Source organism: Microbulbifer jejuensis (genome assembly GCF_047289955.1).
Lineage (GTDB): Bacteria > Pseudomonadota > Gammaproteobacteria > Pseudomonadales > Cellvibrionaceae > Microbulbifer.
This window is the reverse complement of sequence record NZ_JBLBUB010000009.1, coordinates 84,843-100,585: the sequence shown is the minus strand read 5'-3', so window position 1 is coordinate 100,585 and position 15,743 is coordinate 84,843. Positions and strand designations below refer to the sequence as shown.

Annotated in this window: 14 protein-coding genes; 10 read left to right on the top strand and 4 right to left on the bottom strand. The window is 58.8% G+C overall.

Features of this window, described 5'->3' with window-relative positions; genetic code table 11:
- Positions 1 to 205: 205 nt before the first annotated feature.
- Entirely contained in the window at positions 206 to 1,861 is a 1,656-nt protein-coding gene (locus ACL7TT_RS07770; RefSeq protein ID WP_413394444.1) for an alpha-amylase family glycosyl hydrolase, read from the bottom strand.
- A 159-nt stretch (positions 1,862 to 2,020) separates the two neighbouring features.
- Positions 2,021 to 4,735 (bottom strand): HTH-type transcriptional regulator MalT, encoded by a 2,715-nt coding sequence (malT, locus tag ACL7TT_RS07765; protein WP_413394442.1) that lies wholly within the window; start codon positions 4,733 to 4,735, stop codon positions 2,021 to 2,023.
- Positions 4,736 to 5,124: 389 nt separating this feature from the next.
- On the opposite strand from malT, the gene ACL7TT_RS07760 reads away from it, so the two are divergent.
- From ACL7TT_RS07760 to ACL7TT_RS07725, 8 genes are all read left to right on the top strand, one after another.
- Positions 5,125 to 6,018 carry a hypothetical protein gene (locus tag ACL7TT_RS07760; RefSeq protein ID WP_413394440.1) on the top strand — a complete coding sequence of 298 codons (894 nt, stop codon included), beginning with the start codon at positions 5,125 to 5,127 and terminating at the stop codon, positions 6,016 to 6,018.
- Between the two features lie 44 nt (positions 6,019 to 6,062).
- The gene (locus tag ACL7TT_RS07755) at positions 6,063 to 6,713 is read left to right on the top strand and encodes an MBL fold metallo-hydrolase (RefSeq protein WP_299942052.1); all 651 of its coding nucleotides are present in this window, start codon (positions 6,063 to 6,065) and stop codon (positions 6,711 to 6,713) included.
- 45 nt (positions 6,714 to 6,758) lie between these two features.
- On the top strand, positions 6,759 to 7,370 hold the full coding sequence (locus tag ACL7TT_RS07750) for a DUF2799 domain-containing protein (protein WP_413394438.1): 612 nt from the start codon (positions 6,759 to 6,761) through the stop codon (positions 7,368 to 7,370).
- An 86-nt stretch (positions 7,371 to 7,456) separates the two neighbouring features.
- Entirely contained in the window at positions 7,457 to 7,888 is a 432-nt protein-coding gene (locus tag ACL7TT_RS07745) for a hotdog fold thioesterase (RefSeq protein ID WP_299942056.1), read from the top strand.
- 30 nt (positions 7,889 to 7,918) lie between these two features.
- The gene (locus tag ACL7TT_RS07740; RefSeq protein WP_413394436.1) at positions 7,919 to 8,626 is read left to right on the top strand and encodes a M48 family metallopeptidase; all 708 of its coding nucleotides are present in this window, start codon (positions 7,919 to 7,921) and stop codon (positions 8,624 to 8,626) included.
- Positions 8,627 to 8,736: 110 nt separating this feature from the next.
- Entirely contained in the window at positions 8,737 to 9,105 is a 369-nt protein-coding gene (locus ACL7TT_RS07735; protein WP_299942060.1) for a DUF2750 domain-containing protein, read from the top strand.
- Between the two features lie 61 nt (positions 9,106 to 9,166).
- Complete coding sequence (locus ACL7TT_RS07730; protein WP_413394434.1) at positions 9,167 to 9,550, top strand: VOC family protein; 384 nt, start codon at positions 9,167 to 9,169, stop codon at positions 9,548 to 9,550.
- 13 nt (positions 9,551 to 9,563) lie between these two features.
- Entirely contained in the window at positions 9,564 to 10,493 is a 930-nt protein-coding gene (locus ACL7TT_RS07725; RefSeq protein WP_299942064.1) for an SDR family oxidoreductase, read from the top strand.
- 62 nt (positions 10,494 to 10,555) lie between these two features.
- Here the strand turns inward: ACL7TT_RS07725 and mnmH are convergent, their stop codons facing one another.
- A complete protein-coding gene (mnmH, locus tag ACL7TT_RS07720; protein WP_413394431.1) occupies positions 10,556 to 11,653 on the bottom strand; it encodes a tRNA 2-selenouridine(34) synthase MnmH in 1,098 nt (365 codons plus the stop codon).
- 551 nt (positions 11,654 to 12,204) lie between these two features.
- Between mnmH and ACL7TT_RS07715 the strand changes: the two genes are divergently transcribed.
- The gene (locus tag ACL7TT_RS07715) at positions 12,205 to 14,046 is read left to right on the top strand and encodes an SLC13 family permease (RefSeq protein ID WP_413394430.1); all 1,842 of its coding nucleotides are present in this window, start codon (positions 12,205 to 12,207) and stop codon (positions 14,044 to 14,046) included.
- 49 nt (positions 14,047 to 14,095) lie between these two features.
- Here ACL7TT_RS07715 and ACL7TT_RS07710 read toward each other — a convergent pair whose 3' ends face one another.
- Positions 14,096 to 14,551: a CBS domain-containing protein gene (locus tag ACL7TT_RS07710; RefSeq protein ID WP_413394428.1), complete on the bottom strand. Its 456-nt coding sequence runs from the start codon at positions 14,549 to 14,551 to the stop codon at positions 14,096 to 14,098.
- A gap of 638 nt (positions 14,552 to 15,189) precedes the next feature.
- Between ACL7TT_RS07710 and ACL7TT_RS07705 the strand changes: the two genes are divergently transcribed.
- The gene (locus tag ACL7TT_RS07705) at positions 15,190 to 15,666 is read left to right on the top strand and encodes a hypothetical protein (RefSeq protein ID WP_413394426.1); all 477 of its coding nucleotides are present in this window, start codon (positions 15,190 to 15,192) and stop codon (positions 15,664 to 15,666) included.
- Positions 15,667 to 15,743 lie beyond the last annotated feature (77 nt).

Here is a 15,743-nt window from a genome sequence, read left to right as displayed (position 1 = left end):
CCCGCAAGAGAAATTGTCTGGCCGTTGTGTGAAAGCACTGCGGGAATAAAAAAAGCCGGCCCAGGGCCGGCGAGAGGGCAGACGTCGAGAGGATAAGCTGACGTTGCAGAGACAGAGAAAAATAAACACGCAATACCAGGGAACCCCGGTATCGCTTGTATAGAGGTTGAAGATCGCCACTGTCTATTGCCTGCCGGGGCAAGACCTAGGGGCTTTCAGTGTCGGTTTCCCCGCGCAGAACACAGGCCCCGGCGGGCATCAGGGTCAGGACACCCGCACGGCGGGCACTGCTGAACAGGCTCGGGGTAATATCCTCGGCGCTGGCAAATGCCACTGGCAGCATAAAGGTCTCGGGGGTTGTGCCCAGGTTCAGGGCAACCAGGTACGCCGTGTGCGCCGTGCGCCGCACGAATACCAGCAGGTCGTTGTCCGTAGGCACCACTTCCTGCTCTGCCGTGGCCAGGGCTTGCGGCAACTGGCGGTGCCACTGGATCAGGGTGCGGAATTGGTTGAGCATGGCGTGCTGGTTGTCCTGCTGCTCACTGGTCGCGCGCAGGCGATGCTCGTCGGGGATTGGCAGCCAGGGCTTGCGGGTGGAAAAGCCGGCATATTGGTCGCCCCCATCTACCCAGGGCATTGGCGTGCGGCATCCGTCACGCCCCTTGAATTCCGGCCACAGGTTGATGCCGTAGGGGTCAACCAGGTCTTCAAAGGCGATATCCGCTTCGGGCAGGCCCAGCTCTTCGCCCTGGTACAGGCACACACTGCCGCGCAGTGTCAATTGCATCAGCAAGAACAGCGGGGCCCGCGCCTGGGCCAGTTCGCTGCCCAGGCCCCGGTTCCAGCGGGACATGGAGCGGGGTACATCGTGATTGCCAACAGACCAGCAGGGCCAGCCCTTTTCGATGACCTCGCGGTTTTTTTCCAGGGTGTCGCGCAGGAATTGGGCGCTGCAGTCCTCGGTCAGCAGATCGAAGGAATAGGCCATATTCAGGCGATTGTGCGTGGTGTATTCAGCCATGATCCTGTGGGTGTTGTCATCGCCCACTTCGCCCATGGTCACGGTTCCGGGGTATTGATCCATCAACTGGCGTATGCGTTGCAGGAAGACCCGGTTCTCCGGTTGAGACTTGTCATTTATGTGCCATTGGTAATCGTAGTGATTAACCGGCGGCAGCCCCTGCTCGTCGAGTTTGAGCGGGCGCGCCGGGTTGTCGTCGAGGGCCTGTTGGTGGAAGATAAAATTCACCGCGTCGAGGCGGAATCCGTCCACACCACGATCCAGCCAGAATCGCATATCGGACAGCAGTTGCTCCTGTACTGCGCGGTTGTGCACGTTGAGATCAGGTTGCTCTTTGAGAAAATTGGCCAGGTAGTATTGGCGGCGGCGGGTGCACCAGTGCCAGGAACCACCGCCGAAAACCGAGACCCAGTTATTGGGCGGGTTGCCGTCTGGTTTCGGGTCCGCCCATACGTACCAGTCGGCCCTGGGGTTGTCGCGGCTGGAACAGCTCTCCTGGAACCAGGGGTGCTGGTCTGAGGTGTGGCTCAGGATCTGGTCGATAATGATTTTCAGGCCGCGCTGGTGCGCCGCATCGATCAGTTGGTCAAAATCCTCCAGACTGCCGAAGATCGGGTCCACATCGCGGTAGTTTGCCACATCATAGCCAAAATCCACCATGGGTGACTGAAAAAAGGGGGAGATCCAGATGGCATCCACGCCGAGAGATTTCACGTAATCCAGTTTTTGCGTGATACCCGGGATATCGCCGATACCATCCCCATTGGCATCGCAAAAACTGCGTGGGTAGATCTGGTAAATAACACTGTTGCGCCACCATTCGGTGTTGTTGCCGGCCATCGATTACTGCCTTGTTTCATTATTCGAAGCGTGGGACAGGCCCACCCTGATAAGGATGGCATGAGTATGGGGGAGCGAGTGGTGGGCTTCCTCCTCCCTGTGGAGGGGGGAGAGGGGATGGCGGCGGACCCCTCGCTGTGCGGGGAACCGCCTCCTTGGCTAGAGGCGATCCTGTACCGAGCGCAGCATTCGCTCGGCCAGGGCGATGGCTTCCTGGCGGTCTTTTACATCCAGCTTCTGGTAGAGGCTGCGAATGTGGGTCTTGATGGTGCTGGGGGCCACCTTGAAATGGCGTGCGATACGCTCATTGGACAGGCCCGAGTGAATGGCGTTGAGTACCTGCCACTCTCGCGGTGTCAGTGGGGAGTGGCGCAGAAAATCCGGCACCGCATCGCTGGCAAGAATCTCGCGAATAATGGTGTCGTCGAGCTCGATTCGAATCCCGCCATCCAGTTCCGGTTGTTGCTGGGCTATACGAATCAACGCCTGGGCCTGGTCGGTTTCCGCTTCCTCCAGACCGCTTTCCAGGGCGGTTTTGAGGATCACGATCAAGGGTTTGCCGATCTGCAGGAAGCTCGCGCGGAAGTCCCGTCCTGCCGCCAGTTGCAGCGCTTCGGTGATCGCTGTCACGGCTTCCCCGCGCTGCCCGCGCAGCCACAATAGGTGCGATTCCAGTACCCGGTTGCGCAGGCGGTCAGTCGTTAGCCCGCACGCGCCTGCCACCTGTTGCAGGCGGCCCAGAAGCCGGCAGGCATCGGACCAGCAGTGCAGTTCGATCAGAGCGCGCACATGATTGCGTCCGTGGCACTGTTCAAAATGGTTGCAGGGTTTGTCCACCACCGGTGTCGCCTGCTCCAGCCAGGCGGCGATGGCCTGCTGGTTGCCGAGGGCGCGCCAGGTACGAATACGGGTGGCATCGGCGTTGGCTATCCAGTCCCGATGGTAGCGCTCATCTGAGAGCAGGCCCTCAATGCGGTCGAGCCACTCCAGGGATTCTTCTTTCTCCCCGCGCGCCTGGGCGATTTTCAGCAATAGGGTGTACTCCGGCAGCAGCCAGTGCTCACCCACTTTACGATTGATCTGCATACCGCGACGAGCGGACTGCTCGGCCCCTTCCAGGTCGCCGCGCTCCCACTGCAGCTGGCCGCGCAGGCGGCAGACAAACTCGGAGATGGGCAGGGTGGACAAGTGATTTTTCTGCACCAGGTGATGCACCTTCTTCTGCAGGGAAGCAGCCTTGTTCAACAGCCCCTGGGCGAAAGCGATCTCGGCTTGCTGACAGATGGCCCAAGCGGCACTGGGGATATCCCGCTCGGCGATGGCAAGGGCCTCGACTTCCTGCATATGGGTGTTGGCCTGATCCAGGGCGCCCAGGCAAAAGCTGGTTTCGCCGGTAACCAGCAATGCCGAGATGCGTTCACCGGATTGCTCACGATGCAGCAGCGCCAGGGCTGCCTCGGCGTACTCCTTGGCTTGCAGTGTCTGACCCCGGGCAATGGCAACCTGGGCGCGCATGGTGGCAAAAGCGCCTTCGTACTGGTGCCACTGCTGCGGGTCCTGACGCTGCAGCCGGCTCTCGGCGGCGGCCAGTTTCTTTTCGCACAAGTCGTATTCAAAGTTTTCCCACGCCATTTTCGCGGAGAGCAGGGTGAAGCGGGCGTTCTGTTCAAGCACCCCGGTCCCCAGCCATTCCAGGCACTCGCGCAGGAGCGGGGACTGGCCACTGCGCAGCAGCTGCTCACCTTGCGCGCCGAGTAGCTGGAGCAGCCGCTCCCGGTGCTCGCCGGCGAGGGCGTGGCGCAGGGCCTCCACCGGTTGGCCCAGCGCCTGCCAGGTGTCACAGGCGGTACTGTGCAGCTGCAGCAGCAGGTCGCGGTCGCTGAGCTGGCGCTGTAAAAAGCGCGCGAATACCGGATGAAAGCGAAACCATTGGCGGCTGGAATCCTGGGCCTGCAGGAATAGGCCGCGCTGTGCTGCCGCCTCCAGCAGTTGCTGGCCGTCAGCGCGGCCGCTCAGGCGCTCTGCCAAGCGGGCATTGACGCGGGTGAGAATCGAGGTGCGGGCGAGCAGGTCGCGCATCCGTGGCTCCAGGCGCTCCAGCACCTCCTCGGCGAGGTAGTCGAGGATATGGCTGTGGCCCCGTTCCAGCTCCCCCAGGTAGCGCTCCACTTCGGCGCGATTGCGCACCGAAAGGGTGAACAGCTGTACCGCCGGTGGCCAGCCCTCGCTCAGTTGGTGCAATTGGGCAGCGCAGTCGGCCTCGAGCGTAAACGGCAGGCGCTGCTCCAGCAGGCGCGCAATCTCCTCAGTGTTGAGGGCCAGTTCATTGCTGCCCAACTCCAGCAACCGCCCCTGCACGCGCAGAGTGGCGAGGCCCAGGGGCGGTTGGCTGCGACTGGCGAGCACTACGCCAACGCCGGCGGGAGCGTGGCGCAGTAAAAACCGGGTTGTGTCGTGTATCGCCTGGTTGTCGATCTGGTGATAGTCGTCCAGCACAATACGCAGCTCGCTGGGGAGGCCGCGCAGTTCCGCGAGCAGGTGACTGACAATGGCAGCCGGGTCCGGGCACTGGGGGGCCTGTAGCAGGCGGTGGGTCCGGGGTACGCCATTGCCGGTAGCGCGGTGCACACTCTCCACCAGGTAGCGGCAGAACTGGTTCGGTGCATTGTCGCTGGTATCCAGGGCGTACCAGGCTACCGGGTTGTCCTGGGTCGAGGCCCAAGCAGTGATCAGGGTGGTCTTACCATAGCCTGCAGGCGCGGTTACCAGCAGCAGCTGGTCGCTGTGGCAGCCCTTGAGTAACGACAGCAGGCGCGGGCGGGCCAGGGTGTGCTCGGGGCAGTCCGGCAGGCTGTACTTGGAGGTTAATAACATCGCTGCAGGCAGGATTGTTGAGAATGTCTGATTTTTATACAGGGGTATTATGCACCAGTAGAGCGCTATTGTGACAGCGTTGAAATAAACGCAAGAATCCCATGGGGTTGGCGAACTTAGTTCGAATAATGGTGGCGTGGGCTTTGCTTTGGGCAGTATATTACCCGTGGGATCGGATCAGTCACACGGACCTCTGGCCCGCGGCTGCTGGAGGCACCGACCTCCGCCGCCACAGCCCTGCGAGTAAACGGACCCCATGGATTGCCTTTGGGCACTGCCGCTGATACACACGTAACAAATCGTATGGGGCGGATCCCGATTGGATCGTGGGGTAAGGGCGCAAGGTGGTTTTGACACCACGTCAATAACAATAATAAAAAGAGGCAAAAATGGCCGAAATTGTTGTCCTGGCCGCCGCCGGTATGGGGGCTGTCCACAGAGACTTTGCAAAGCCGCTTTTCTCCGCGCTCCAGAGTGCGCTCGGTGATGACTGGCCGCGCCTGCACTGCGACTCACTGCCTGGTGTGGAGGCGATTCACAACAATATCGAGCGGGTGTTCGAGAGTATGCAAAAGCGCGATTTGGACGGTCTGCGTGCACGCAAGTTTCTGCTCTATGGCATGGCCCAGAGCGCGGCACAGCTGGAAGATATCCAGCAGCGCGATGGCATTTACGAGCGGGGCCAGAGCGCGATTTATGCCGCACTGCAGCGGGCTGCCGCCATCGCCGGAGACAGGGCCCCGGTGGTACTGTTGAGCCACTCGGTGGGATGCATCACCCTCTCCAACTACCTGTGGGATGCCCAACGGTCCAGTGTGAACCATGGTATCTGGCGCGATGGGGCCCCCAGCGGTGTGCGCAGAGGCTCTTCCCGCGAGCGCTTTTTACGCCTGAAGACACTCAGTCACTGGTACACCCTGGGGGCTACCAATCCCCTGTGGTGTTCGGGCAAAGCGCGCGAGCAGATTCAGGCAGTGACGTCAAATTCCCGCGGCTACCTTTTTCGCTGGAAAAATTTCTACCACCCGGACGACCTGTTTGGCTGGCCCCTGAAACCCCTTAGCCCCACCTACAAGCAGGCGGTGTACCGGGATTATGAGACGAACCCGCTCAGTGATCACCGTGCCAGCGGGGCGGGCCCCCAAGTACTGCCGCCAGAGGATTACTGGTGTAGCGAGTGGGTGCAGGAAGAGTTGATCGGGGATCTGCGCGCACTGCTCAAAAGTGGGAATCAGGGGGCTTCGGTACATACGGAGCGATCTCGCGAGGCACTCGCGGTATAATTCGGGACACCTGTAACAGCCCCCAAAAAGGTTGGGTTTTGTCTATGTCGCTGCAATTTCACTCGATTCCGGTTACCCCCTTCCAGCAGAACTGTACACTGCTTTGGTGTGAGAACAGCAAGCGCGCTGCGGTGGTGGACCCCGGTGGCGACCTCGACAAGATCCGCACCTTCGTGCACAAGCACGGTCTGAGCTTGGAGAAAATTCTCTTGACCCACGGTCACCTGGACCATGTGGGCGGCACAGCGGCCCTGTCCAGGCAACTTCAGCTTCCCATTGAGGGGCCGCACAGGGGGGACCAGTTCTGGATTGAGCAGCTACCGGTACAAGCGCAGATGTTCGGTTTCCCCCCGGTGGAGGTGTTCACCCCGGATCGCTGGCTGGCGCAGGGCGATACAGTGCAGGTCGGCGACCAGCAGTTGGAAGTGTTGCACTGCCCCGGCCACACTCCCGGCCATGTGGTATTTTTCCACCGCTCCAGTCAGCTGGCCCTGGTCGGTGATGTGTTGTTTGCCGGTTCCATTGGGCGCACCGATTTTCCTCAGGGTGACCACGACACCCTGATTCGCTCGATTACCGAGCGCCTCTGGCCCTTGGGAGACGAAGTGCGCTTTGTGCCCGGCCATGGCCCCATGTCCACCTTTGGGCAGGAGCGCCGGACCAACCCGTTTGTTGCCGACAAACGCTTCGGCTGATTGGCTGCAATGGGAGAACAATAATCACCGACGGAGGTCGGCGCCATGTCTGCAAAATTGCGTGTATCCCTGCTGTTTATCACCTGTGTCGTTAGTGGCTGTGCAGTGGTTTCCGAAGAGGCCTGCCACGCCGGGCTCTGGTATGAGCGCGGCTTACAGGACGGGGCCCGGGGGCGTACCCAGTCGCTGGTGTACGAGATCGCACGAGAATGCCAGAACTATGGGGTACACGCGGACAGCGAGGCCTGGCTGCGCGGGCACGAGGAGGGGGTGGAGCAGTTCTGTACTGCGGAGAACGGTTTTTATCAGGGGCGCCGGGGCCATCAGTATGCGGGTGTGTGTATCGGGCCCACCGCCGACCTGTTTCTGGACAATTACCAGCGCGGCCTCGCTGAGTATCGTGTAGAGCAGCGGCATCGCAAGCTGCACTGGCGCCGAGATGCGCTGGAGCGGGAGCTGCACCTGGTACACCGTGCCCTGGATAGGGCGGACAGCGACAGGCAGCGGCGTGCCCTGTATTTTCAGCGCAGCCGGTTGTCATGGGCGTTGCGTTCACTGGATATGGAATTGCACCGCTACGGACTTTTCGGACCCGGTGATGTCACACCCGGTTTTTATCCCCCCGTTTTCTTTTCATCCGGACTTTTTTACTGGTAAATGCCGAGGGTAGACGGGGTGTCGAATCACGGCAGTGTCCAGCCGGGTTTTGTACGCGGTCAACAATTTTGGAGAGCGTTATTTCGATGGCAATTTGGCAGAGTAAACCCACACTGGAAGTGTTAAACCAGGGTATTGCATCCTGTATGCCCGGATACCTCGGCATACATGTCACAGAAATCGGTGATGACTATCTTGAGGGCAGGCTGCCGGTGGATCACCGTACGCGCCAGCCGTTTGGCATTTTGCACGGTGGCGCCAGTGTCGTGCTGGCAGAAACCCTGGGTTCCGTGGGGGCCAATCTGATTGTGGATACGGAGCAGTTTTACTGCGTCGGCCAGGAAATTAATGCCAACCATCTGCGCCCGGTGCCGGACGGGGAGGTGACCGGCCGTGCAAGCCCCGTGCATTTGGGGCGTACCAGCCAGGTCTGGGAAATCCTGATTCATGCGCCCAATGGCAAGCTAAGCTGTATTTCGCGTCTCACTATAGCCGTGGTAGCCCGTGGCGATCGCTAGACCCGGCGAAGCCCTGCAGGAGTGGCAGTGGTGACCGGGACAAAAGAATTTTTGTTTGAGGATATTCCCTACCGCCTGGTGCGTTCCCCGCGACGCAAACGACTGGGACTGGTGCTGGCGCAGTCCAGTATCGAGGTACGCATTCCTGAGCGCTGCGCCGCGCGCCATGGGCACCAGTTCCTGCAGGATAATATCCAGTGGGTGCGCGCCCAGTTGCTCGCCGCCAATCAGCGCGCGGCTCAGGTACCTGAATATACTTACGCTTTTGGCGGGTGCTTTCCCTGGCTGGGCAGGTCCTTGCCTCTCGAGCGGGCCGCGAATGCCCAAAATGCCGGTATCGGAGCGGAATCCATCCGCCTTTACACCCGCAAGCGTTTGCCAGACCCGGATCAACTTCAGGCTGCCCTGCAGCGCCTGTACCAGCGGGAGGCGCTGGCCCTGTTGACGGGCAAGTCCCGGTATCTGGCAGATCAATTAACATTACAGTTTTCCTCGGTGCGAGTGCGCCGCACCAGAAGCAAGTGGGGGCATTGCAGTATCCGCGGCGAACTGCAATACAACTGGCTGGTGTGCCTGGCACCGGAGCCAGTAGTGGACTATCTGGTGGCTCACGAAGTGTGTCACTTGCGCCACCACAACCACAGTCGCGCTTTCTGGCAACTGGTGCAGAGCGTGTGTCCGCGCTTCAAGGTGTTGCGCCGCTGGTTGCGCGACAATGGTCACCGTCTCACGGTATAGGCACCGCCATTGTTGGCAGTGGAAAATTCTACAGAACCACTGCCCGATCGCGCTTTGGCCCCCCGCAAAATTCACGTAGACTGCAGGCAGGTCCACGAAGCGAAGATCCTATGCAAAGCGAACCCTTAAGCGATAATTTTGACGATAACTGCGCGCGTTTTTTGCCTGAGGCCACCGATCAGGGCTGTGTCTGGGCACTGCAGGGGGGAGAGGGGTTTGCGCTCTGCGAGTCGATGAAACGCCCACAGACCGGAGTAATCCCCTTTTGGTCGCAGCGGGTTTTTGCCGAGGTGCACTGTGCGGACGACTGGGTCGACTATGAGGTAGTCGCCATTGACCTGGAGGAATTTATCGACGACTGGCTCACCGGAATGCATGAGGATGTGTTGTTGGTGGGCCTGAATTGGAACGCCGAACTGGAGGGGGTGGAGCTGGAACCACTCGATCTGCTTGAGCAGCTGGAGCAGGCGCTGCAGTAATGCAGTAAGTTGTGCCAGAGCACCCCACCGCTGGATAAAAACCACTTGATAGGGGTCTCAGATGGGGCAGATTCTCGGCCTCCACACAGTGATCTATGGCGTTGCGGATATTGCCGAGGCCAGGGCCTGGTATTCGCAACTGTTGGGGCAGCAACCCGCTGTTGATAGCAATGGCTATGTGGGTTTTCGTGTGGGTGATTGTGAGTTGGGCCTGAACCCGGATGCGCGCAGCGCAATCAGTCGCGCGGATGGCGTTATCGCCTACTGGGCAGTTTTGGATATAGCTGCGCAGGTTGAGCTTCTCGGAGCCATGGGCGCGCGACAGCACAGCGATGTGGTGGATGTCGGTAAGGGCGTGCTGATGGCGAGTTTTCTCGATCCCTTCGGCAATATTGTTGGGTTGATTGAGCAGCCGCGGACACATCCGGAGGTGTCGGACCAGTAAATGGAGCAACCCCTTGAACAAACCGCCAGTATCCAGCTTTCGCACTTCCGACCAGTGTTTTGCCGCGGAGAGCCTCGCGCAAATCGGGCGCGGCTACGTGGTCCCGGACAGGGTCGCCCTGATTACCGGTTGTTCCAGTGGTATCGGACGCGAACTCGCCCTGGCGCTGCACCGCCGCGGCACAATTGTGATTGCCACTGCGCGGCGGCCGGAGAGTCTGCAGGAGCTTGCGGATATGGGCATCGCTACCGAGGCTTTGAATGTAAACTCCCAGGCGGATATCAACCGTGTGGTTTACGCGCTCAAGACGGCCTACGGACGCCTGGATATACTGATTAACAACGCCGGCTACGGCCAGATGGGCCCTTTGCTCGAACTGGATACCCGCGCCCTGGAAAATCAGTTTCGCACCAACGTCTTTGCACCGCTCGCGCTGGCGCGTGCCTGTGTGCCGCTGATGCGCACCGGGCGCGGTGGCATTGTGTGCAATATCGGCTCGGTTTCCGGGATTTTGGCAACCCCGTTTTCCGGTGCCTACTGTGCCTCCAAGGCAGCTCTGCACTCGCTCACAGAAGTGCTTCGCCTCGAGCTGAAACCCTTTGGTATTCACGTCATGACGGTGCAACCGGGGGCCATTGTCTCGGAGTTTGGCCGCCATGCGGAAGTATCACTGCGCGGCCTGCTGCTTCCGGATTCGCTGTATAAGCGCGAGGAGGAAACGGTGCGGGCCCGCGCCCAGGAATCACAACAGAACGCAACTTTGGCCAGCGCCCTAGCGCGCAGGCTGGTGCGTGAGCTGCTGCGCAAACGCCCGCGCGCACTGGTACGCATCGGTAACAGAAGCCGTCTGCTACCCTGGATGGCGCGCTGGCTGCCTAGCAGCTTGCGGGACCGGATATTACTGCGGCGCTTTAGGTTAAACCGGTTGTCACACAGAGCTTAAAGCCGTTCTTTTTTGGGAATATCCCTGCCAGTACACGCTTTTGAGCGGAGCAATCTGAAGCCTTATGCGCGTAAAGAGGCCCCTGTATTTGCCAACCAGGCGTTCACTTCCGCGAGCGTGCCACGAAACAGAGGTGCGCTTTCGCGCTTTTTCATCAGGTAGTCGTATTGGCCGTCGTAGTACTCTTTTAGCAGTGCCATGACCAATGGAACATAGGCCGCGCTGCTACCGCTCTGTGCAAGCGCGCAGTTGGCCTCGGCCAGCTGCGCATCCAGTTGCTGATAACGAAGCCCGCCCAGGCGCTTGCGGATTTTGCCGAGACTGCTGCGCAATGCCTCTCCCAGGGCCGCGGCGGCAGAGGTCCCCATGTCACCAATGTGCGGCACTGCTTTTTGAACATAGTCACGCACAATCCGTTTAGCACGGTTTTCCAGCGGCTCCTCCACCAATACCCATGGCGCTGCTTTCATAGCGTTTTGTAACACCGGTGGCAGGGCGCAGCATCCGATCAGGCGGCTTTCGTCCTCTATAAATACCGCTCCGGGATTTTGTGCCAGTTTGAGCAAATCGATGCTGATCCGGTTTTCAAAATCGATCTGTGCCGGCTGTTTGTGTCCGGTGTGACCAAAGCTGGAACCGCGATGTCGGGCAATGCCTTCCAGGTCCAGAGCGCGGCCGGCACTTTGGATCAGCTCGGTCTTGCCACTGCCGGTGTGACCGGAGATAACGACAAAGGGCAGCCGCTTACTCTGTTTCTCAAGCTCAGCAAGCAGGTAGTTACGCATGGCCTTATAGCCGCCTTCTACCAATGGGTAGCGGATACCCTCTGCGCGCAACAGAGTCTGAGTGGTGCGCGAGCGCAGTCCACCGCGAAAACAGTACAGATAGCCCTGGGGATGCCGCTGCACAAAATCGCTCCAGTTGGCCAGACGCGCCTGTACCACCTCCCTGGTGGCCAGTTGCCAGCCCAGGTTGATGGCGGCCTGCTGCCCGTTCAGGCTGTACTCGGTGCCGATCAGCTCGCGTTGGTGGTCGTTCAGCAGGGGGTGGTTTTCCGCGCAGGGGAAGGCACCGTGCGAGAATTCCACCGACGCGCGGACATCGAGTAATGGAATATCATTGAGGAAAAGGCATGCGTAGTGCGCGGTGTTTTGCCGCAAAAGGGTTCTCCCGATGAGTCTGCTGGGTGAACGAAACACAGACCCCCGCATGGGGGCCTGCTCGGAGCGCTATTATCAACCGGGCAATCGGACAGGTCACGCAATATGGCTTTGCTTGCAGGGCCATTACCGGGGCTATTCGATGATTTCCCCCGCTTTTGTGGCCCCCGGTGCTGGAGAGCGCTTGTGACCGGTCACTGACTAGCAAGGCTGGAGGGAAGAATACCCCACTGCCAGGATCGTATGAGATATGGATGCCGATTACGAGCCTACAGGGATGTCTTCACAGTGCGTCCTGGGAGAGGGGTATTCTTTCCAACCGACCCGGTAGTAAGTGTCCTGCCCCGGGGATTAAAGAAGCGCTGAAGACCTTCTGGCCTCGGGCAGCGCCCTGAAGAGACCATTGCAAGTGCCGATAGCCTTTGAGGCGTGCTTACCGCAATGCCAATTGTTCTGGCGTAAAACTGCTCTCCTTGGGTTTTTTTCCAGTGTACTCTGAAATGGTTACCGGGGGATATTATCCGGCTGCTGTTCGCAGGACATCCCAATCCATGACGCTTGACCAGTTGTTGATCCTCAGCATCCTTGCGGTGACCATTGCACTGTTTATCCGTGGTCCCTGGCGACACGACATGGTGGCACTGGCAGCGCTGCTGGCCTGTGTGTTTACCGGCCTGATTCCCCCGCAAAAAGCCTTCAGCGGTTTTGGTCACCCCGCTGTAGTCACCGTGGCCTGTGCACTGATTTTAAGCCGCGGCCTGCAAAATACCGGAGCCATGGATGCTCTGGCACAACGGGTGGTACCGAGGAGCGGTAACACCACTGTGGCGATGTTGCTGCTCACGAGCCTCGGTGCATTTTTGTCCGGATTTATGAGCAATGTGGGTGCACTGGCGCTGTTGATGCCCGTAGCTGCGGAAATGGCAGAAAAGCAAAAGCTGGCGCCGGGTAAAATATTGATGCCACTGTCATTTGCCACCATTTTGGGTGGTATGACCACATTGATCGGCACGCCACCGAACCTGATGGTAGCGGGTTTTCGCGCGAATGCCGGCGCTGGCAGCTACGGTATGTTTGATTTCACCCCGGTGGGACTGGTAGTGGCCCTGGTGGGTGTGGCATTTATCGGCCTGGTTGGCTGGCGCCTGGTGCCGGCGCGTGGCCAGGCCGGTGCAACCAGTTTTGATACCGGCACCTACCTGACCGAGGCACTGGTAGGTGAAAAAAGTGCCGCCGCCGGCAGGACCCTGGGTGAGATTGGCAGGATGCTCGGTGCCGAGGATGCCCAGGTAGTGGGTATTGTACACAACGATGCCCGTATATCACCGGCCGCCCCCTGGCACCGGGTACTGAGCGGGGATATTTTGCTGATTGAGGCGGAGCCTGAATCTCTCGCCACCTGTTTGTCCAGCCTGGGTCTGAAAATGACAGGGGAGCCGGACAGTGAAAGGGAGGTACCGCGGCAAGGGGAAAGCTCACCTGCGGGCAATGTACGGGAAAAAGGCGGAGGCAAAAGAAAATACGCCTATCACAATGAAGAGATGCAGTTGTGCGAACTGGTTGTGATGCCCGACTCTCCCCTGGTGGGTCGCGCCATTCAGTTTCTACACCTTCCCGCCCGCTATCAGATGCACCTGCTGGCATTGTCACGTCGGGGGCGCCGCTCCGTGCGCAGGGTGCACTCCACGCCGCTGCTGGCGGGAGATGCACTGCTGATGCTGGGAGCCGAAGACAATCTGATCAGTTTTGCCCGGGAGCAGAGCTGTGTTCCTCTGGCGCAGAGAGATATCAGCATTCCAAACAAGGAGAAAGCCGCCATTGCACTAATTGCCATGGCACTGGCGGTGGCTGGCGCCGCCTTTGGCCTGATTCCTGCGGCCATCTCGTTTGCGACCTGTGTGCTGGCCTTTATGGCCCTGAAGGTCGTGCCTCTGCGCAATATCTACGGAGCCCTGGACGGTTCGGTGATCGTTCTGTTGGGGACCCTGATCGCTGTGGCAGAAGTGATGGAGTCCACCGGTGCGGCAGACCTTATCGCTGAGGTGTTGCTGAATAATCTGGCCCAGGGCAGCGCGGTGCTGGCGCTGGCGCTGATTTTGATTATTACCATGACGTTGTCGGACTTTATGAACAATGTGGCTACTGCAGCGATGATGTGTTCCATAGCCCTCAGTACTGCAGAACAACTGTTGGTGAACCCGGACAGCTTTCTGATGGCGGTGGCCGTTGGCGCTTCCTGTGCTTTTCTCACCCCGGTGGGGCACCAGAACAACACCCTGATCCTGGGGCCGGGTGGTTTTGATTTCGGCGATTACTGGCGAATGGGGTTGCCATTGGAGATACTGGTGGTGGCAATCGGTATTCCCATGCTGCTGTGGATCTGGCCCCTGTGAGGCGCCGGGTGCTGTCAAGGGGGGTAGGCCCGGCGGCCAGGGGCTGGATTCAAGCAATGGAGTCGTCCACCGGCTGGGCAAGCTCCGCCAAATACCTGCTGCAGAAACGCAGCACATCCGTCACTGTGACAATGCCTACCAGCTCTCCCTCGCGCATCACCAGCACCGAACCGATACCCGTGTCGGCCATGGCCAGCAGGATCTTGTCCAGGGGATCGTGGATATCTGCAACAAAAGGTCTCCGTGCACAGAGGTCGTGAACGTAGAGCTGCTGCTCCTCCAGACGGTGTCCGGGGGCATGGGCTCTTTCGATATCCCCTTTGGAGATGACGGTTTCCAGTTCGCCCGAGCGGGTTACCGGCAAGTGGCGCACCCCGTGTTCATCCATCATTGCCACGGCTTCCTCGACCGTGGCTTCCATATCGATATGGTAGGGAAAAGGGGTCATCAGTGCTGCCAGAGTGGGCATATGGTGGGAGTGGTGGGAGTGGTGGGAACTGGACATGGCTAAGTGTGATTATCCAATTGTTTTTGGCAATAAGTGCTGGGTATGGCAAAGGTCAGGTTGATTATTTGCAATTGGTGACTGCTGCTACAATATAGCCAATTCAAGCACGGATGAATATCCCTTATCGAGGGAGATAAGCCCGCCTTTATTACTTTTTAGTCCCCATAGGGATGAAGATTGGTATTATATTCAGTTAGTGGGTGGTAAAGAGTTGATATTTGCCAGCGAAACATTATTATTCGCGGCCCCGACCGAAAACTATAGTAATCGTCAGCGATTCGGGCATGTTGACTGATTCGGTTGGTTTTTAATATTGATTCAACACAAACAGGTGTCGGCGGACGTTTTTGCAATACTGGTAATGCAGCCTGGTTGCACTGGTCTTTCAAGGATGGTTATTTAATGTTCGCCGGATGTCGGATATATCCAGCGCTGGGTTCCACCAGTGCTGCGGTATCTGCTTTTGGTTTGGGCCAATGCGCAAGTTGCCGAAAATAATACCGCTATATCGCCTCTCGCCTGGCAGCAGTGTTGTTGAATGACTTTTATATTTCGGATACCCGGAACCCGATTCTGTGCCGTTTAACGACACAGAAATACCCTTGTTTTTAATAACCGTAGTTGAGGTTTATTGGATGTTTCAGCAATACGAACAGCTTGAACAACAAATCGCCGAACACCAGGCGAAAATTGAAGAACTGCAGGAGCAAATGGCTCAGGCAGAGCGCATAAAAGAGGGCGTTATTGCCTTTGATAAGGCGCTGGTTAACCTGGCCGCCGAATATCGGATGGAAGAAGAGGACTTTTTTGCAGCGCGTGGCGATCTGGTCGTTGAATGGCTGGTTTCCCAGTTGAATGACGAGAACGCACCGGACTATATTCAGACCTTGAAGTCCCGCGTCGCCCGTCACCTGAAGAGAGAAGGGGGCGCGCCCCGCCGCGGCCGCCGCGTGGCGTCGGCAAGCAAAACTGCCGAGCCCAAACTGGAAACCGGCCACTACCGCAACCCCTACACCGGCGCCACTGTAGAAAAGAAAAAGCGCAATCCAAAAGCCCTGAATCAGTGGATTGATGAATACGAACTGGACACCGTAAGGGAATGGAAGATTTAATCCGGATGTGATTGCTGCCTCGGTACCGGTTGGCCGGTACCGGGTATTTTTCGTCGCTTTTCTTTTTATGACATTTT

Coding starts and splice junctions, on each gene's coding strand:
- ACL7TT_RS07770 (WP_413394444.1), bottom strand. CDS start 1,861: ATGGCCGGCAACAACACCGAATGGTGGCGCAACAGTGTTATTTACCAG.
- malT (WP_413394442.1), bottom strand. CDS start 4,735: ATGTTATTAACCTCCAAGTACAGCCTGCCGGACTGCCCCGAGCACACC.
- ACL7TT_RS07760 (WP_413394440.1), top strand. CDS start 5,125: ATGGCCGAAATTGTTGTCCTGGCCGCCGCCGGTATGGGGGCTGTCCAC.
- ACL7TT_RS07755 (WP_299942052.1), top strand. CDS start 6,063: ATGTCGCTGCAATTTCACTCGATTCCGGTTACCCCCTTCCAGCAGAAC.
- ACL7TT_RS07750 (WP_413394438.1), top strand. CDS start 6,759: ATGTCTGCAAAATTGCGTGTATCCCTGCTGTTTATCACCTGTGTCGTT.
- ACL7TT_RS07745 (WP_299942056.1), top strand. CDS start 7,457: ATGGCAATTTGGCAGAGTAAACCCACACTGGAAGTGTTAAACCAGGGT.
- ACL7TT_RS07735 (WP_299942060.1), top strand. CDS start 8,737: ATGCAAAGCGAACCCTTAAGCGATAATTTTGACGATAACTGCGCGCGT.
- ACL7TT_RS07730 (WP_413394434.1), top strand. CDS start 9,167: ATGGGGCAGATTCTCGGCCTCCACACAGTGATCTATGGCGTTGCGGAT.
- ACL7TT_RS07715 (WP_413394430.1), top strand. CDS start 12,205: ATGACGCTTGACCAGTTGTTGATCCTCAGCATCCTTGCGGTGACCATT.
- ACL7TT_RS07710 (WP_413394428.1), bottom strand. CDS start 14,551: ATGTCCAGTTCCCACCACTCCCACCACTCCCACCATATGCCCACTCTG.
- ACL7TT_RS07705 (WP_413394426.1), top strand. CDS start 15,190: ATGTTTCAGCAATACGAACAGCTTGAACAACAAATCGCCGAACACCAG.